The organism is Bacteroides muris (ex Fokt et al. 2023) (genome assembly GCF_024704895.1).
In the GTDB taxonomy this organism is placed as follows: Bacteria; Bacteroidota; Bacteroidia; order Bacteroidales; family Bacteroidaceae; genus Bacteroides; species Bacteroides muris.
Map to the genome: position 1 here is coordinate 57,120 of NZ_JAMZEE010000010.1, position 17,976 is coordinate 75,095.

The following is a 17,976-nucleotide window of genomic DNA, read 5'->3' on the forward strand; positions in this document are numbered from 1 at the left end:
GTATTCCTCAATTAATAATCACATAAAAATCAAAAGATGAAACGAACTTTTTGGTGTATTCCCGTATTTTTGCTTTTTTGCATTTTATCAGTAAAGGCAGATGTCTTGGGACCATATATAATGGATGGTAATGTGCCTGATACGCCAGCAGGATATGGACGAATTGTGCTTCCGATTAGTGGTGTATATGTTCCAGTTAACGCGAGTATAACGGTTTGTGACGAAGGTGGTAAACAATATGTTTTGACAGCGCGTGAACCAGGAGTTCCTCCATATTGCTATTTCTTGGCTTGTGGAATTTATCGTGTGATTGCATTAGAGAATTGTACGACACAGTCTAATTGGGGAACGCTTGTCGTAGGAAGTACTTTCGAAGTCTCAGGAGGATATATCAATTTGGTTTATACAGGAGAGGTTCCTTATACTCAAAGCATAGTTCAAGCACCTGGTACTGACGATAATGTTCCTCCTTCCAAAGTAGGTTACAATATAATGAAAGTGTATGGAATAGAGACAAACGGTGGAGGGGTGTTGGTTGATTCTGACAAAAAAGAATATGGTATCTTTAATTATACCGGACATATAGGCGGTGCTCATTACTTTTACATTAAGCCAGGCACATACACTATAAAATCTTTGAGTGCTACCAATGGAAATTATATTTATTTGGAGTATGGAAATGTTAGACAACCGCTTTCTGCTGGTAGGACTTTCACAGTTCCTGCGTCATTCTTCTCCATTGTGTTTTCTAAAAAGGCACTTTAAGAATAATCTATAAATGAATTATTCAACTCAAAGCAGTTGTCGTTACCCCCCCGACTTTATTAGTCGCCCGTAACATCGGATAATTGTAAATGCATTAACCGAATAGTACAATTGTTTAATGGTTAAATCAGGAAAAGGCGAGTCGTGAGATTCGCCTTTTCGCATTCATTCTCTATTGCCTTTCCGGATGCAATTCACATTCCTTTTTGTATTACCCCTGATTTCAGGGCGCAGAATGTTTCTTTTTATCCCTGCATCTCCTTCACCTCCTTCTCCCATCCTCCTGTTCATCGGCTTTCCCGGTGAAACCGCTTTCCACCCTCATCGCCCCGCCTTTGCATCGCGCGACACGCCGTAGTATCCCGGCATGGCCCGGTAGATGGGTTGCGTGGGCTTCCCCACATTCTTCAGCTTGCCCTCTTGCTGCAAGCGTTTCAGGTGGACGTTCGCGGTGGTGCGCGCCATGCCGCATAGCGCTTGGAAGTCGCTGCGAATCAGCACGTCGTGGTCGGCAAAGTATTCCTTCAGCTTCATGTCTATCTCCACTTCCGAAAGTTTCTGGGAGTGGCGGGTGTATTTGCTGCGGATGGCACTGACTCCCGTCATTGCTTGTTTCAGCCTGACGTCGGGACGGAAACTGATGCTCTTCAGCCGGAGTTTCAGGTGCTTGTTCGGGGTACTGCGGGTCACTTTCTGTGTGGCTTCCAGGGTGGGGGCGAAGTAGCCCAGCCCTTCGATGTGCACCTCGTGCCCGTCGCGCAGTTCTTCGCCGCAGATTTGCGTCAGGCAGTCTATCGCGTTCATCACGTCGCCCACCGTGAGCGAGCTGCGGGCATGCACGCGGTTGTAGAGCTGCCGCATGGTTACTTTCCCGTTGAGCAACGGGCGGGGATGGAGGCCTCTCTCTTCCGGGGCTTCCTCGTTGGTGCCGGGATTCTCGTACCAGTCATATAGTATTGCCATATCAATAGGTTTTAGTGCGTTCAACGTATTTGTTTCTTTCCTCGGAAGTGTCTTCCTATAAGTGAACGACTCCGGTCGGCCGAACGAACAACCCGGGTCGTTCACTTATAAAGAACCATGCAAAGGTACTGAAAATAAAGGGTTACGCAGCATAAATAAGTATGTTTGTCGGCAGCAAGCGCACAACGAGGCTTTCTATCGTGTCAGCCTTGTGGAGGAGGCGGTTCGCAGCTTGTTCCGTGCCCCGCTTCCGGCAGAGAAGAGCTTTGACCTGACTGCCGCCGACATCTTTGACGAGTTGCAAAAAAGCATCCCGCCCTGATGCGTGGCAGCAATCCCGTGCAGTTCGGTTCGGTGCTGCTGCGGGCGGGACTGAAACGCCGGCATACGAAGTACGGCAATGTGTACGAGGTGGTGAGAAAGAAAAAAGAAGTTTCACCGGAAAGGGTTGAACGATAGGGAAATAATGCGAAAGGTGAAGGGGTGAAGGAAGAGAAAGCCGGTTTATAATCTCATTACGGATTGACATAGATTCCTATTAATTCAGACAGAAGAACAAAAAGACAAAAGAAAGAAAATATGTTCTTTTGTCTTTTTGTTCTTCTGTCTGAAAAATGTAATGATATGTCAAGCCTTTCTCAATCCTGGCATATCCATTTCTCAATATTGCGTGTCTGTCCGCTGAAGTTCACCCCTATCTTGAACAGTTGCCGTCCGTCGGCTTCGAAAGGCGAGGCGTAATGCTTCTCGTTGATTTGTCGCAACGCTTCTTCGGCGGTGCCTTCCAGCTTGAACTCCATGACGTAGATGTACTTGTCGGTTTTCAGCACGAGGTCTATCCTGCCTTGCGAGGTATGATACTCCACGTTTACATAGAATCCCAGCAGTTTGAACACGATAAAGAGCACATTCTGATAGTGAAGTTCCTGGTCGCGCACAAGCTCGTAGGGGGTGTCGGCAAAGAAGCTTTGAAGGCGGTGGAAGAAGGCGTCGTAATTGCCTGAACGTATTTCCCGAACAAAATTCTGTATCTCAAACGGTGCTTCTACCTTATTAGTCTTGGCATAGAACGGCAGCAGGAAGCGGACAAAACCTTCTTCTACTTCACGGTTTGGGAACCCTAATTTATAGATGTCAAACTCTTCGTCATAGCTCTTTATCGTCAGGTACCCGCTTTGGTAAATCACCGGAATGGGATTGGTGGATTCGGAGTCGATGCTGTTCAGCACCTGGGCGTCTGTTTCCTCGTAGGCCATGCGTTCCAGGTTGTAGTGATGCTTTTTCAGCAGGTTCACTAAATAAGTGGGCGTGCCCGTCTCGAACCAGTAGCTGCCGAACTGTTTGCGGTCGAAGGCATTGAGCAGGCTGAAAGGGTTGTAGATGCCGATGGAGTCGGGGGTGAAGTGGTAACCGTCGTAATACTCCTTCAGCTTGTCGCAGAATTTGTCATACGTCATGCCTTGGGCTTCGGCAAATCCATGCATCTCGTCTTCCAGATACTCATGCAGTTCCCGGTCGCTGATGCCGCAGATGTCGATATACTTATCCCACATCGAAATGTCGTTCAGGTTGTTCAGGTCGCTGAACACGCTTACCTTTCCGAACTTGGTGACGCCCGTCAGTATGGCAAACTGGATGCAGCCGTCCATCGTTTTCAGTACGCCGTAGAAAGGTTTCAGCGTTTCGCGGAACTCCTTTTGCAATGCCTCGTTGCCGATGGCTTGCAGCATGGGCTTGTCGTATTCGTCTACAAGGATGGCCACCATCTGTCCCGTCCGTTCGTAGGCACGCTTCACGATGCCGGCAAAGCGCAGGCTGAGGGACTTCTCCCACGGTTCGGAACCGTAAATCTGTTCCCAATCGGACAACGCGGCATTCAGGATCTTGTCCAGGCTGTCCGGTGTGTCGTACTTTCCGATATTCAGGTCCAAGTGCAGCACAGGACGCTTCACCCAGTCTTTTTCCAGCTTTTCTATGGCCAGTCCCTCGAAAAGTTCCTTCTTTCCCAGAAAGTAGGCTTCGAGCGTGGAGATGAGCAGGCTTTTGCCGAAACGGCGGGGACGGCTCAGGAAATAGTAGCTGCCCGTCTTCACCATCTTATATACCAAGGCGGTCTTGTCCACATAGAAATAGCCGCCTTTGCGCAGCTTCTCGAAGTTCTGGATGCCGATGGGATAAATATTTTCGCTCATGATGACTGTATATTTTATAGATTTCTACAAAAGTAACTTCTTTATAAGAACAAAACAAGCGAAAGTTGCGATTTTCACTACTCCTTGTCGGATAAAAAACTTATCTTTGCGATTGAAACAATCTCTTGTTAATGATATGAAATACACATCATACTCTTATCCTTCGGGCAGGGCGGAAGTGGCTGCATTTGTTGTGACCGGCGGAGTGACGGAATACCATGTGATGATACATGCCACTGACCCGAAACAGACCTATCGTGAACAGATGAATGCCGTGTTGGATGCGTATGCCGCTTTACTGAAAAAAGAACTGTCCGGAGCCGTGGCGGTTTTTAAAAGATACTTCCTGAGTGATGCCGCCAACCAAGCGGAACTGTTGCTTGCCGCTACGGCGGAAAGCTCCGATTGCGCGCTGTCTGTGGTGGAACAGCCTCCGCTGGATGGCACCAAGATTGCTTTGTGGGCCTATCTGCAGACCGATGTGCAGACACGAGTGCTGCCGAACGGACTGTATGAAGTGAAACACGGTGCTTACCGCCAGCTCTGGATGGGAGGCAGCTTCAATCGTGCCGCCAATTCGGAATACCAGATGCGTCTTTTGCTCAACGACTATGCCATGCAACTGATGGAGGAAGGGTGTACTCTGGCCGACAATTGCCTGCGTACCTGGATATTTGTGCAGAATGTGGATTGCAATTATGCCGGTGTAGTCAAGGCACGCAATGAGATGTTCGTCACCCAGAACCTGACGGAGAACACGCACTATATTGCCAGTACCGGTATCGGTGGGCGTCATGCCGATCCGAAAGCATTGGTGATGCTTGACGCTTTTGCCGTAGCGGGATTAAAGCCCGGACAAATCAAATATCTCTATGCCCGCACACACTTGAATCCCACTTACGAGTATGGGGTCAGCTTTGAGCGGGGAACGGCGGTGGATTACGACGACCGCCAGCAAGTGCTCATTTCCGGTACGGCGAGTATCAACAACCGTGGGGAAGTGATGTATGCCGGAGATGTACGCCGTCAGACAGAACGGATGTGGGAGAATGTGGAAGCTCTGCTGAAGGAGGCCGATTGCGGCTTTGGAGATGTGGGGCATATCATTGTCTATCTTCGTGATATAGCGGATTATGCTGTAGTGAAAGAGATGTTTGATGAGCGTTTTCCCGATATTCCGAAAGTCATTACGCTGGCTCCCGTCTGCCGCCCGGGGTGGCTGGTGGAAATGGAGTGCATGGCGATGAAGAAAATCTCTGATTAAAAATATTATCTTTGGTTAATTGAATATTAGGCTGACAGTTGGTAAACGCTTACCTTTGTTGAAATTCTAATGTATAAGGATGAAAACACGTATCTTGTTTTTCTGTATCAGTTGCCTTCTTTGGGCAAGTTGTGAAAATTCCGGACAGAATTATGTGATTGAAGGAACGTTGCCGTCGGTGAAATACGACGGGGAATGGATATACCTCGTGCCGATGGAGAATGCGCCGGGGCGGGTGGATTCTGTAAAGATAACCAATGCCTCTTTTTCTTTTTCCGGACAAGGGGAGGAGATGAGGGTGTTGCGTCTGCGCCATCTGCTGCGTATCTACATCCAGGAACTGCTGGTGGTGACGGAGCCGGGAACCATACATGTGAAGGCCGACTCTGTCGGCTCGGTAACGGGCACTCCGCAAAATGATGCCCTTCAGAAATGGAAAGAGGGGAGGGAAAAGAAGCAAGAGGCTTACCATTTCATCCGGACGGGACTGCGGAATGCCACCGGAAAAGATTCACTGCATCTGATACGGATACGTGACAGTCTGAGGATGCAGGAGCAGGAAACGAACTTTCTGTTTTTGAAAGAGCAGGGAAACAATACGTTGGGAATATTCATGCGGAAGATGCTGCGTGGCTCCTTGACGGAAGAACAACAAAAACTGTTGGATGAAAGCTTGCAGAAGGAAATACATTGAATGGGGAGCGGCAGGAATCGGCGCTTTGGCGTTGTTCCTTTTTTTCTTCCGGATATTGCCCTATCATCTGTTCCATCGGGAGCAGACACAGCTCTTTTTGCTTGCCACCGAACCATTGGTCGGGTATCTGCGGCATCCGGCGGCTCTGGCACGTCTGTCAGGAGATTTCCTCACTCAATTCTTTTATTACGAAGGGGGTGGTCCGGCCATAATGGCTGTCGTGCTGTTGCTTTGGGGAGTGGTGGTGTTTCGTTTGTTGGTTCCGTACATGGGACGTTGGGCGTGGGTTCCTACGGTGTTGGCGGTGGCTTGGGAGGCAGGAAGGCAATGCGGATTGAGTTATCCGCTTTCCGGCACAATCGCTTTAACCGGTATCGGAGGCGTTTTGTTGTTGTGTCGTAGCTGCATGCGACGTTCGTGGAAGTCGGGCTTACCGGTAAGCATATTGGCGGTATTGTCCGGCTATTGGCTGTTTGGCTGTGGCGATTGGTCGTCACGATGGTACAATATGCCCGATTTAGGGCGGGAATATCTTTTGGCGTTGGATTCGGAAATGTATTTCGGCCGTTCGGAAAAAGTACGGAAACTGTTGGCGGAGGGTGAATACCGCTCTCCGTTCACTGCCTATTATTATAATTTGCTGAATGCACAGCAGAACCGACTTCCCGACCGGCTGATGGATGGTTATCAACCGGCTTCGCAAGGGCTGTTTCTGCCCGTGGCTCCCCATTCTACCTACCTCACTATTTATGCAGCCAATGAAGTCTGGTTTGCGTTGGGAGATATGACGATGGCTGAACATGCTGCCATTCTGGGAATGATTTTTTCTCCGCATCATACCGGAGCAAGAGCTGTCAAGCGTTTGGCGGAAATCAACCTGGTGAACGGTGATGAGGCGGCGGCCATGAAATATCTTCGTCTCCTGCAAAAGACAATGTGTTACCGTGATTGGGCAGAACGACGTATTCCCGGAAAACAGACGGCCGAAGTCTGCCAATGGCTGGAACGGAAGCGGTTGTTGTTGCCTGCAACGGATACTTTGCGTTCTTCTGCCGACATTCCGCTTTCACTTCGTCATCTGTTACGTAATAATCCTGATAATACGTTGGCATGCGATTACCTTCTCTGCTTTGATTTGCTGAATAAGGATATTGGGGCTTTCGCCGGAGATTATCGGGAGTTTGCTGCAAAGAAGTTTCCTTCCAGATTGTATGCCGAAGGTTTACTTATCTATCTTGCCGGGAAAAAGGCTTCGTTGGATGAAGTGGAAAAATGGAATATACCGCCTCAAGTATTGGATGAATTTGGCGATTATACCCGACTGTACGAGGCGAATGGTGGTAATGGTGCCCCTTTGCAAGCCAAATACGGAAAAACATATTGGTTTTATTTCCACTATGCTACGATGAAAAAGGGGAAGTGATTTATGATGAACATAGATATGAAATATATACAAGTTGTTGTGGGGCTGTTACTGTGCTACTGCCTATATGCTTGCAGTCCCCGTCCGGAGTCTGTACAGCCTGCAGACCGGTTATTGGTGCTCTATCCGGAATATCAGGATGTAACCATTCCCTACAATGTGGCTCCTTTGAATTTCCTTGTGCGGAATGAAGGGGTGGATGCGGTGTGCGTGAGTGTAAAGGGAGCATCGGACAGCTTGGAGATAAATGCGCGCGGGAACAAGGCGATATTCCCCTTGAAAGCTTGGCGTGCATTGCTTGAAGCGGAGAAGGAACATACTTTGGAAGTAGTTGTTACTGCCCGTACCGACGGCCGCTGGCTGCGCTATCCTTCCTTTGCATGGCAGGTAGTGGCGGACAAGCTTGACGCCTATGTCAGTTACCGTCTGATAGAGCCCGGTTATGAGGTATGGAATGCTTTGCAGATACGTGAACGTTGCATCGAGAATTTCGAAGAGCGTATTTTGGCGGATAACAGCCGGACAGAGGGCAAATGCATGAACTGCCATGTGCACGGAGGAAATAGTGGCAGCCTTTCGATGTTCCATCTTCGGGGCGAGGGAGGAGGAACTGTCCTGAACCGTGACGGCAAGCTCCGTAAGCTTGCCTTGAAGAATGAACAGATGATATCTGCGGCTGTCTACGGGGATTTCCATCCTGACGGGCGGTATGGTGTGTTCTCGTCTAATGTGATTATTCCCATGTTCCATACGGAAAGTAACCGCCGTCTGGAAGTTTACGATACCGTCTCCGATTTGGCTGTCGCCGATTTTGACGGAAACCGGATGATTCTATCTCCGCTTACGGCAGATTCCACCGTACTGGAAACTTTTCCCACTTTCTCGGCAGACGGGAAATGGATATATTACTGCTCGGCTCCGGCCGTCCCATTGCCGGACAGCATACGGCAATTACGCTATTCGCTTTGCCGTATTGCGTTCGATGCCGATCACGGCACATGGGGCGACTGCGTGGATACCCTTTGGAACGCCCGGCTGGAGAGAGGCTCCGTGTGCCATCCGAAAGCTTCGCCGGATGGACGCTACCTGCTCTATACCGTTGCCGATTATGGAACATTCCCCATCTGGCACCGGGAGACGGAGTTGCAGCTGATGGATTTGCGGACGGGTACTGTAGACTCCCTGCCAATGGTCAACTCCAACCGTTCGGACACTTATCACAGTTGGTCGTCAGGCAGCCGTTGGTTTGCCTTTGCCAGCAAGCGGGGTGACGGGCAGTACGGGCGGGTTTATTTTGCCTATCTGGATGCCGAAGGGAAGGCGCATAAGCCTTTTGTGCTACCTCAGTCCGACCCTGAAAAAGACGATCTGACATTGAAATCCTACAATATCCCCGATTTGTCGGCCACTCCTGTTCCTTTTGATGCTTCTTCCATCAAGCGGATAAACCGGCAACTGAAGGCAGAGGAATTCAAATGACAAAATATTCAATGTGACAAATGGTAAATTGTAAAATAGTAAATGATTCTATGTATATATTTCTGAAAAAGACTTGGAAGATAGGGGTGTCTATACTTTTCGGCATAGTGGTGCTTCTCTTCTGGGGAAACGTATATCCGGCCCATCTCTCCTATCAGGAACAGTTTCAGCTTTTCTTGTTCGATGCTGATTACTTTTGGGAACGGATGGCTGTTCCAGGCGGACTGGCTGATTATATAGCCGAATATCTGACACAGTTTTATTATCACGTGTGGGCAGGTGCCAGTATCCTGGCTTTTTTGTACGTGTTGTTGCAACGGTTGGTTTGGAAACTGGCGAAGGAGCAGGGTGCGGCTGATGTGTATTATCCGCTGAGTTTTCTGCCCATCATTGTCTTGTGGCATTTCATGGGTGATGAAAATGCGATGCTGTCATTGGCGGTGGCTCTACTGCTGGTATTGTCAGCATCCTGCTGGTATGCGGATTTGAAGGGGAAGTGGCAGCGTGTCGCGTACATTCTGATAGTCCTTCCGCTGCTTTACTGGACAGCGGGTGCGGCACACTTCATCTTTATGGGCTGGGTGATTGTACGCGAGTTCCGGTTGAATCTTAAAGGTAAGAATTTCTGGGGTGGTGTCGGAGTGTTCTGGGGTGTAGGATTGTGGGGTATCGGCTGTCCGCTATTGGCAAGCATGTGGGTACAATTCCCCATTTACCGTCTGATGGGCGGTATAGGATATTACCGTTTCCCGGCAGTGATTCCCTGGATAGAGATAGGGCTTGCCGTATTGCTGGTTGTCCTTCCCTTCCTGCTGGCAGCTTTGCCCGCTTTGAAGAAGAAGCCGGTATTTTATGGAGTTCTGCAAGTGGTGGCGGTAACATTGTTCGGCTATTACTACGTGGCGGCCGGTTGCGATGTGGATAAAGAGGAGGCGATGGAGTATGATCGGCTGGTACGTAATAAACAATGGCAGGAGATTATAGAAAAGGCAGAAGAGAAGTCACCGGTTTCACCTTTCGGCGTGACCTGCCTGAATCTTGCTTTGGGAAAGACGGGACAGATGGGCGACCGCATGTTCGAGTTTTATCAGAACGGGACGAAAGGGCTGCTACCGGAGTTCCAGCGTGACTTTACTTCGCCGTTGCCCACCAGCGAGGCATATTATCATCTGGGAATGATAAATACGGCACAACGCTTCACTTTCGAAGCGATGGAGTCGATTCCCAACTTCAATAAAAGCAGTCGTTGCTTCAAACGGCTGGCCGAAACCAATTTGATTAACGGGCAATATGAGGTGGCCGCCAAATACCTGCGGGCACTGAGAAAGACCCTTTTCTATAAGGATTGGGCGGAGGAGGCTATGACTTATCTGTATGATGAAGAAAAAATAAATGCCCATAAAGAATGGGGCTGGCTGAGGCAGATACGTTATACGGAGGATTTTTTGTTCAGCGACCGGGAGATGGACATCATGCTGGGGTTACTGTATCAACATGACCACCGGAACCGGATGGCATTCGAGTATATGCTGGCATACGTCCTGCAGCAGCGTGATTTGGAACGTTTCATGAAGTATTATCCGCTGGGCAAGCATGCCGGTTACGACCATATTCCCCGCAGCTATCAGGAGGCGTTGGTATATGTATGGACACAGACGCACAAGAACTTTCAGGGTATGCCGTGGAGCATTTCGCCCCAAGTGGTGCGGGATGTAACGGAATTTGCGCGGATATATACCTCGCAGCAGAATGCCCGGCAGATGTTGGAGGCGCGTTTCGGCAGTACATACTGGAATTATTTGCTACTAAGAAAGTAAGATGAAAAAGATGAAGAATATAGCTGTTTGCATTATGGCTGCATGGTGGTTTGCCGCTTGTAGCAATCCGGTGACTTCTCCGGAGAAGGTGGATGAATGGCCGGATATCTATCCCGACTATATCGGTGTGACCATTCCTGCAACCATTGCTCCCATGAATTTCAACTGTATCGGTGGAGCGTATGAACGCGTGGATGTGACTGTGACCGGAGGAAAGTCCGGAGAAATGCATGTTAATGATAAAATAGTATCATTCCCGCAAAAGGAATGGCGGAAACTTTTGGAAGAAAACAAGGGAGACAGCCTTTTGTTTACGGTGTGTGTCCGGAAAGGGGGGGAGTGGAAACAGTACCGCTCTTTTCCCATGTATGTCAGTCCGTATCCTATAGATTATGGGGTGGTATACCGCAAGCTGGCTCCCGGATATGAAGTTTATAGCAAGATGGGCATTTATGAGCGTGACCTTTCTTCGTTCGAGGAGCGTCCCTTGCTGGAGAACACCATGGTGCCGGGCATGTGCCTGAATTGTCATGCTTTCAACAAAACCGACCCGGACTATCTGAGCCTGCATATCCGTGGAAAGAACGGAGGGACCTTGATGCAGATAGACGGGAAACGCGAAATGCTGGATACGAAAACGGATTCCACGCTCTCGGCGGGTGTATATCCTTATTGGCATCCAAGCGGTAAGTATATTGCCTATTCCGTCAACAATACGCGCCAGTCTTTCCATGCAGTGAAGGACGAGCGCGTGGAGGTGCTCGACCTGGAATCGGATGTGCTGGTCTACCATCCCGAGACACATGAATTGCTGCTCTCTCCCTTGCTTCGGAAGAAGGAGGTCTTCGAGACTTTTCCCGTATTCTCGCCGGACGGACGCAAACTGTACTTCTGTGCTGCGGAAGCCAGGCCGATACCGGCGGAGTATAAGGAGATACGTTATAGCTTGTGTAGTGTGGATTTCAACCCGGAAGACGGGACATTTGGCGAAAAGATAGATACGCTGGTCAATGCAGCAGCTATGAAAAAAAGCATCTCTTTCCCGAGACCCTCGTACGACGGCAGGTATATCATGTTTACATTGTCCGATTACGGTAACTTCTCAATCTGGCACAAGGAAGCCGATTTGTGGTTGTTGGATTTGCATGATGGCGGTATGCGCCCTATAAATGAGGTGAATAGCGACGATACGGAAAGCTTCCACAACTGGAGCAGTAACTCCCGATGGTTTGTGTTCAGTAGCCGCAGGGGAGATGGGCTTTATACCCGTTTGTATCTGGCTGGTTTGGATGAGAATGGGGTGGTGGGCAAGCCTTTCCTGCTTCCTCAGAAAAATCCGTGGGAATATTACGACCGTCTGATTTACTCGTACAATGTTCCCGATTTTACAAACGGACCGGTGAAGCTGGAACGCAGAAAAGCGGAACGGGGAATCGTCTCGAAGAAGCGTGTCCCGGTTAAAGTCAGATGATGTGTTTTTCCATATTCTGCTTTTTAATACAGTAAAGGGATAAAATTGTATCATTTTCCCTTGGCGCAATCGGCTATCTTTGTACCGCAAATCAATGTGTACTGATAATACTGGATTGAAAAACATGGATATGAAAAAACAGAAATTTGTTATGATGATTCTGGCGGCAAGTCTGTTGACCGCCTGCGGTTCTTCCAAGAAAGAACAGAGTGTGAACGAAGTGACTGCTGCTGCACGTACGCAGGAAACGGAGAACTTGCTGGCTAACCTGAAGAAAATTCCTTCCGGAGGTATCATGTTCGGCCATCATGATGATACGGTATATGGTATCGGCTGGGAAGGTGAGGAAGGGCGTTCGGATGTGAAGAGCGTGTGTGGCGACTATCCGGCTGTCATCAGCTTTGATTTGGGGGAGCTGGAACTTGGAAATGCAGCCAATCTGGATAAGGTTCCTTTCGATAAAATCAGAAAAGAGATAATCAATCAGTATCAGCGGGGCGGGATGGTTTCGCTCAGCTGGCATGCGCGTAATCCCAAGACGGGTGGTGATGCCTGGGACGTATCGGATACGACGGTGGTGAAGTCCATCCTGCCCGGAGGTGAGAACCACCGGAAGTTTGTCGGTTGGTTGGGGGGAGTTGCCGACTTCCTTCATTCGCTGAAGACGGCGGACGGCGTGAAGATACCCATACTTTTCCGTCCCTGGCACGAACATAGTGGCAGTTGGTTCTGGTGGGGCGAGAGGCTGTGTACCCCTGAGGAGTATAAGACGTTGTGGCACATGACGGTGGACAGCCTGCAGGCCAAAGGAGTGGATAATGTGCTTTATGCTTACTCTCCGGGTACGGAACCCAAAGATACCACGGAATACCTGAAGAAATATCCGGGTGACGGGTTGATAGACGTTATCGGTTTCGATACCTATCAGTTCGACCGGAATCACTATCTTGCCGGAATGGACAGGGCGCTTTCCATTATAGACAGTATAGGAAAAGCACATGATAAAGTGATTGCCGTGACCGAAACCGGTTACGAAGGAATTCCCGATGCAAAATGGTGGACTGGTACTTTGCTGCCTGTGCTGGAGAAGTATCCGCTTGCCTATGTGCTGGTGTGGCGCAATGCCCGTGAAAAGGTGACCCATTACTATGCCCCCTATCCGGGACAGGCATCTGCGGGAGATTTTGTGGAGTTTTATAACAATCCCAAGGCCCTGTTTGCTGCCGATGTAAATCTGTATCAATAAACAAACAACCTAATATAACAGACATGGAAGCTTTTAAAGAAAAGGTAGAGGGACTCTTTCGGAAACACGAAGAGTTGATAACGAGAAAGAATGTGGCTGTAGAAGACGGCAATGGCATATTCACACGCTATAAATATCCGGTAGTGACGGCGGCTCATACACCCGTATTCTGGCGGTATGATTTGGATGAGAAGTCCAATCCGTACCTGATGGAACGTATCGGTATGAATGCGGCCATGAACTCGGGTGCCATCAAATGGAACGGCAAGTACCTGATGGTGGTACGCGTGGAGGGCGCTGACCGCAAGTCGTTCTTTGCCATAGCCGAGAGCCCCAACGGCATTGATAATTTCCGTTTCTGGGATTATCCTGTCACCATGCCCGAAGACATGATTCCGGCAACGAATATATACGACATGCGTCTCACGGCTCATGAGGACGGATGGATTTACGGTATCTTCTGTGCCGAACGCCACGACGACAATGCGCCTGCCGGCGATTTGTCTTCGGCTACGGCTACGGCTGCCATTGCCCGCACCAAGGATTTGAAGAACTGGGAACGCCTGCCCGACCTGAAAACCAAGAGTCAGCAACGCAACGTGGTGCTGCACCCTGAGTTTGTAGACGGTAAGTATGCCCTTTATACCCGCCCGCAAGACGGCTTTATTGATGCCGGGAGCGGGGGCGGTATCGGCTGGGCATTGGTAGACGACATAACCCGTGCCGAAGTGAAGGAAGAGAAAATCATAGACCGGCGTTACTATCACACCATCAAGGAGGTGAAGAACGGTGAAGGTCCGCATCCCATCAAGACTCCGAAAGGCTGGTTGCATCTGGCTCACGGTGTCCGCGGTTGTGCCGCCGGGTTGCGTTATGTGCTCTATATGTACATGACTTCCTTGGAAGACCCGACGAAGCTGATAGCCAGCCCCGGTGGTGCCTTTATGGTGCCCGAAGGCGAGGAGCGTATAGGTGACGTAAGCAATGTGCTTTTCACCAACGGCTGGATTGCCGACGAAGACGGAACGGTGTTCATCTATTACGCCTCTTCCGACACGCGGATGCATGTAGCCACTTCTACCATTGACAAGCTGGTGGACTATTGCATGAATACGCCTGCTGACGGCTTGTCTTCATCAGCTTCGGTAGAAACGCTGAAGAAGCTGATAGACAAGAACCTGAAGATAATGAAAAAATAAAAATACAACATACTATGGCAACACTGAAAGAGAAAATCGGTTATGGTTTCGGGGATATGTCTTCCTCTATGTTCTGGAAAATATTCTCCTATTATCTGCCGTTCTTCTATTCGAATATTTTTGGTCTGAGCTTGGCTGATGCGGGATTGCTGATGCTGGTGACACGTATTTGGGATGCTGTGTCCGACCCGATGATGGGAGTCATTGCAGACCGTACTCATACGCGTTGGGGTAAGTATCGTCCTTATCTGCTGTGGATTGCAGCTCCTTTTGCCATCGCCGGGATGTTACTTTTTACAACGCCCGACATGGGGACGACGGGTAAGCTGATATGGGCTTATGTCACTTATATCCTGATGATGACGGTATATACGGCAATCAATGTTCCGTATGGTGCTATGTTGGGGGTGATGACTGATGATTCGAACACAAAAACGGTTTTCTCTTCCTACCGTATGTTCTTTGCATACGGGGGTAGTTTTATTGCTTTGGGAGCATGGGAGCCATTGTGCAATTGGTTTAAATCAATGGACTATGGCAATGCTTCCAGTTGGCAATATGCCATGGTATGCATTGCCACGCTCTGCTTTCTGGGCTTTCTGGTTTGTTTTGGCATGACGCGCGAGCATGTCAAGAGTGTGGCGTCCGAATCCATCGGCAAGGATGTGAAGTCGCTGGTGCGCAACTCGCCCTGGTGGATATTGAACGGTGCGGCATTGTTGTCGAATTTCTTCAATACGGTGCGTGGAGCTACTGCCGCCTATTTCTTCAAGGACTATATCAGTGCCAATGCATTCCTCGATTTTGGCCTCTTCAATCTCGTGTTGTATGCCGGCCTGTTCCTGATGGTAGGTGAAGTGTGCAACATGGCCGGTGTGGCATTGGCTGTGCCTCTGTCCGTGAAGTTCGGAAAGAAGTCCACCTATATCATTTCGCTCGTGTGCCTGGTAGTGTTCAGTGTGCTCTTCTTTTTTGTGCCGAATAACGGACTGGGATGGTGGCTGATGATGATTTTCCAGGTGCTTATCTCCATTTGTACCGGTATCGTGTCTCCGCTTATTTGGAGTATGTATGCCGATGTGGCAGACTATGCCGAGCAGAAAGACGGTACGTCCTCTACAGGGCTGATATTTTCTTCCGGCTCTATGGCGCAGAAGTTTGGCGGTGCATTTGCAGGCTGGGCAGTAATGGCACTGCTGGCATGCTTCGGTTACAACACCGCTGAGAATGCTGTGCAGACGCCCGAAGCGCTGGATGGTTTGAAGTATCTGATGAGCTTTATTCCTGCTGCGATAGCCGCACTTTCCATCGTTGTCGTATTCATCTATCCATTGAATAAGACGCGTATGGCAGCCATCAATGCAGACCTGAAAGAGCGCCGTGAGAACCTTCAGCAGAATAACTCATAACTTATAACTCATAACTCAAAAACTTGTGGATATCAAGAAGATGAAACAGGAGATGGAGGAGGAGCTGGTTTCCAATATCCTCCCCTTCTGGATAAACAAAATGACGGATGAAGTGAACGGCGGTTTCTACGGCCGTATCACGGGTTGGGAGGAGGTGAAGCCCGAAGCAGAAAAGGGGGCAATCCTGAACGCCCGCATCTTGTGGACCTTCTCGGCTGCATACCGCTTGCTGAAGAGACCGGAGTATCTGGAAACGGCTACGCGTGCCAAACGTACTCTTGTCGACCGTTTCTATGACAATGAATTTGGCGGAGTTTACTGGTCTCTCGACTATAAAGGCAATCCGCTCGATACCAAGAAGCAGATTTATGCTTTGGGGTTCGCCATCTACGGGCTGAGTGAATATGCCCGCGCCACGGGCGATGATGAAGCGCTGGCATATGCCATCCGCTTGTTCGAGACTATTGAAGAACATAGTTTCGACCCCGTGAAGAACGGTTATTGCGAAGCCTTGACCCGCGAATGGGGAGAAATAGCCGACATGCGCCTTAGCGCCAAAGATGAGAACGAGCGCAAGACGATGAATACCCATCTGCATATTCTGGAACCTTATACCAATCTTTTCCGGATATGGAAGGATGCCCGTCTGGAGAAGCAGCTCCGCAATTTGACAGCTCTTTTCACTGAACGGATTTTGAATATCAAAACCGGTCATCTGGAGCTGTTCTTCAATGATGATTGGGTAAGCAAGTACCGTATTGTCTCCTATGGTCACGACATTGAAGCTTCCTGGTTGATACACGAGGCGGCTCTGGTCTTGGGAGATAAGGACCTCCTCGAGAAAGTGGAACCGCTCGTAGAGTACATTGCCGCTGCTGCCGATGAAGGTTTGACGCCCGACGGAAGCATGATATACGAGGCTTTTCCGGATAAGGGAGAGACTGATACCGACCGCCACTGGTGGGTGCAGGCTGAGAACGTTGTGGGGCATGTCAACCTCTACCAGCACTTTGATGACGAAGTAGCCATGCAGAAGGCTCTCCGATGCTGGGACTTCATCAAGCAGCATCTGGTAGACTACGAGCACGGAGAATGGCATTGGAGTGTGCGTGCCGACGGCACGGTGAACACTGATGATGACAAGGCGGGGTTCTGGAAATGTCCGTATCACAACGGACGCATGTGCATGGAGATTATTGAACGTTTTTCATAGTTTTTTATTAGAAAGGAAATGAATAGATTAATGGTTTGGGGGATTCTTGTCTGGATGGGGATTGCGTTGAATGCGCAATCTCTTTATCCGGACTTCAGCAAGCTGAACTTCGGGTGCGACGGAAACAGCATCACCGCAGGTGAGCAATGGTCTAAGACTGTAGTGGATAAGCTCGGATTAGCCACACATCACAACGTGGCGGTCGGTTCTGCTACATGGGCATGCCACCCCGACACTCAGGATTATGGCTGCGAAGGCTTTGCCGGCATCTCCGGCGGTTGGCAGGCAACAGAGGATAGGCATGAGTTGCAGATGCGGCACAACAACGTATCGAAGGTACATATCCAGAAGTTCATAGCTGAGGTGGAAAGTGGCGCTTACCCTGCGCCCGATGTCTTTGTGTTCTCTATGGGAACGAACGACCGTAACCTGGGTAGTGCTGAAGAGGCCCTTAAGGGGAAGACACTCGACGAAGTGGATGTCAGTACTATGGCGGGCGGTGCCCGTTGGGCCATTCAGACCATTTTGGAGCATTATCCTCAGTGCCGTGTATTTGTGTGCACGCCGATTCAGACCGGCAACCCCGAACACAATGCACTGAATCTGCAGAAGATTGCCATTCTGCGTGAGTTGTGCCGGGCGCTTTCCGTGCAGTTGATAGATTGTTACTCCAATTGCGGCATTACCGAGAAGTTTGAGCAGTCTTCCGGTAGTGGACGCTATCTGCGCGACGGATTGCATCCCGACAAGCCGGGGCAGGAGTTGATGGGCCGTTACATAGCAAAGGAGATACGGAATAACTTCTTTTAGTCTTGTTCTGCATTCCAGTTGGAACAACTTA

14 protein-coding genes and 1 pseudogene are annotated in these 17,976 nt (G+C 49.5%); 13 read left to right on the forward strand and 2 right to left on the reverse strand.

The annotated features are described in order from the left end of the window. Window positions 1-36 precede the first annotated feature (36 nt). A complete protein-coding gene (locus tag M1B78_RS05875) occupies window positions 37-765 on the forward strand; it encodes a hypothetical protein (RefSeq protein WP_257930999.1) in 729 nt (242 codons plus the stop codon). 321 nt (window positions 766-1,086) lie between these two features. On the opposite strand, the gene M1B78_RS05880 is transcribed toward M1B78_RS05875, so the two are convergent. Continuing rightward, window positions 1,087-1,728 carry an HU family DNA-binding protein gene (locus M1B78_RS05880; RefSeq protein ID WP_257931000.1) on the reverse strand — a complete coding sequence of 214 codons (642 nt, stop codon included), beginning with the start codon at window positions 1,726-1,728 and terminating at the stop codon, window positions 1,087-1,089. A 175-nt stretch (window positions 1,729-1,903) separates the two neighbouring features. Here M1B78_RS05880 and M1B78_RS05885 point away from each other — a divergent pair. After that, window positions 1,904-2,187, forward strand: a pseudogene (locus M1B78_RS05885) (DUF3874 domain-containing protein); the annotation flags it as partial. Window positions 2,188-2,366: 179 nt separating this feature from the next. Here M1B78_RS05885 and M1B78_RS05890 read toward each other — a convergent pair. Then, window positions 2,367-3,920, reverse strand: a complete 1,554-nt coding sequence (locus M1B78_RS05890) for an ATP-binding protein (protein ID WP_257940158.1) — start codon at window positions 3,918-3,920, stop codon at window positions 2,367-2,369. A 136-nt stretch (window positions 3,921-4,056) separates the two neighbouring features. Between M1B78_RS05890 and M1B78_RS05895 the strand changes: the two genes are divergently transcribed. The 11 genes from M1B78_RS05895 to M1B78_RS05945 all read left to right on the forward strand — a co-directional run bounded on the left by M1B78_RS05895 (window position 4,057) and on the right by M1B78_RS05945 (window position 17,945). Next, window positions 4,057-5,184, forward strand: coding sequence for a Rid family hydrolase (locus M1B78_RS05895; RefSeq protein ID WP_257940159.1), 1,128 nt, complete (start codon window positions 4,057-4,059; stop codon window positions 5,182-5,184). 79 nt (window positions 5,185-5,263) lie between these two features. Continuing rightward, window positions 5,264-5,878 (forward strand): DUF4369 domain-containing protein, encoded by a 615-nt coding sequence (locus M1B78_RS05900; RefSeq protein ID WP_257940160.1) that lies wholly within the window; start codon window positions 5,264-5,266, stop codon window positions 5,876-5,878. Next, window positions 5,850-7,301 (forward strand): DUF6057 family protein, encoded by a 1,452-nt coding sequence (locus tag M1B78_RS05905; RefSeq protein WP_257940161.1) that lies wholly within the window; start codon window positions 5,850-5,852, stop codon window positions 7,299-7,301. The genes M1B78_RS05900 and M1B78_RS05905 overlap by 29 nt, the downstream gene beginning before the upstream one ends. A 3-nt stretch (window positions 7,302-7,304) precedes the next feature. Then, window positions 7,305-8,780 (forward strand): TolB family protein, encoded by a 1,476-nt coding sequence (locus tag M1B78_RS05910; RefSeq protein WP_257940162.1) that lies wholly within the window; start codon window positions 7,305-7,307, stop codon window positions 8,778-8,780. Window positions 8,781-8,830: 50 nt separating this feature from the next. Beyond that, window positions 8,831-10,597, forward strand: a complete 1,767-nt coding sequence (locus M1B78_RS05915) for a DUF6057 family protein (RefSeq protein WP_257940163.1) — start codon at window positions 8,831-8,833, stop codon at window positions 10,595-10,597. 10 nt (window positions 10,598-10,607) lie between these two features. Then, window positions 10,608-12,068 (forward strand): hypothetical protein, encoded by a 1,461-nt coding sequence (locus tag M1B78_RS05920; protein WP_430732561.1) that lies wholly within the window; start codon window positions 10,608-10,610, stop codon window positions 12,066-12,068. Window positions 12,069-12,198: 130 nt separating this feature from the next. After that, window positions 12,199-13,314 (forward strand): glycoside hydrolase family 26 protein, encoded by a 1,116-nt coding sequence (locus tag M1B78_RS05925; RefSeq protein WP_257931008.1) that lies wholly within the window; start codon window positions 12,199-12,201, stop codon window positions 13,312-13,314. A gap of 23 nt (window positions 13,315-13,337) precedes the next feature. Next, on the forward strand, window positions 13,338-14,513 hold the full coding sequence (locus M1B78_RS05930) for a glycoside hydrolase family 130 protein (RefSeq protein ID WP_257940165.1): 1,176 nt from the start codon (window positions 13,338-13,340) through the stop codon (window positions 14,511-14,513). 14 nt (window positions 14,514-14,527) lie between these two features. Continuing rightward, window positions 14,528-15,922 (forward strand): MFS transporter, encoded by a 1,395-nt coding sequence (locus tag M1B78_RS05935; RefSeq protein ID WP_016273957.1) that lies wholly within the window; start codon window positions 14,528-14,530, stop codon window positions 15,920-15,922. A gap of 25 nt (window positions 15,923-15,947) precedes the next feature. Next, entirely contained in the window at window positions 15,948-17,135 is a 1,188-nt protein-coding gene (locus M1B78_RS05940) for an AGE family epimerase/isomerase (RefSeq protein WP_176468043.1), read from the forward strand. Window positions 17,136-17,153: 18 nt separating this feature from the next. Then, on the forward strand, window positions 17,154-17,945 hold the full coding sequence (locus tag M1B78_RS05945) for an SGNH/GDSL hydrolase family protein (protein WP_257940166.1): 792 nt from the start codon (window positions 17,154-17,156) through the stop codon (window positions 17,943-17,945). Window positions 17,946-17,976: the final 31 nt, after the last annotated feature.

Coding starts and splice junctions, on each gene's coding strand:
- M1B78_RS05925 (WP_257931008.1), top strand. CDS start 12,199: ATGAAAAAACAGAAATTTGTTATGATGATTCTGGCGGCAAGTCTGTTG.
- M1B78_RS05920 (WP_430732561.1), top strand. CDS start 10,608: ATGAAGAATATAGCTGTTTGCATTATGGCTGCATGGTGGTTTGCCGCT.
- M1B78_RS05910 (WP_257940162.1), top strand. CDS start 7,305: ATGATGAACATAGATATGAAATATATACAAGTTGTTGTGGGGCTGTTA.
- M1B78_RS05905 (WP_257940161.1), top strand. CDS start 5,850: ATGAAAGCTTGCAGAAGGAAATACATTGAATGGGGAGCGGCAGGAATC.
- M1B78_RS05945 (WP_257940166.1), top strand. CDS start 17,154: ATGAATAGATTAATGGTTTGGGGGATTCTTGTCTGGATGGGGATTGCG.
- M1B78_RS05930 (WP_257940165.1), top strand. CDS start 13,338: ATGGAAGCTTTTAAAGAAAAGGTAGAGGGACTCTTTCGGAAACACGAA.
- M1B78_RS05895 (WP_257940159.1), top strand. CDS start 4,057: ATGAAATACACATCATACTCTTATCCTTCGGGCAGGGCGGAAGTGGCT.
- M1B78_RS05935 (WP_016273957.1), top strand. CDS start 14,528: ATGGCAACACTGAAAGAGAAAATCGGTTATGGTTTCGGGGATATGTCT.
- M1B78_RS05880 (WP_257931000.1), bottom strand. CDS start 1,728: ATGGCAATACTATATGACTGGTACGAGAATCCCGGCACCAACGAGGAA.
- M1B78_RS05890 (WP_257940158.1), bottom strand. CDS start 3,920: ATGAGCGAAAATATTTATCCCATCGGCATCCAGAACTTCGAGAAGCTG.
- M1B78_RS05900 (WP_257940160.1), top strand. CDS start 5,264: ATGAAAACACGTATCTTGTTTTTCTGTATCAGTTGCCTTCTTTGGGCA.
- M1B78_RS05875 (WP_257930999.1), top strand. CDS start 37: ATGAAACGAACTTTTTGGTGTATTCCCGTATTTTTGCTTTTTTGCATT.
- M1B78_RS05915 (WP_257940163.1), top strand. CDS start 8,831: ATGTATATATTTCTGAAAAAGACTTGGAAGATAGGGGTGTCTATACTT.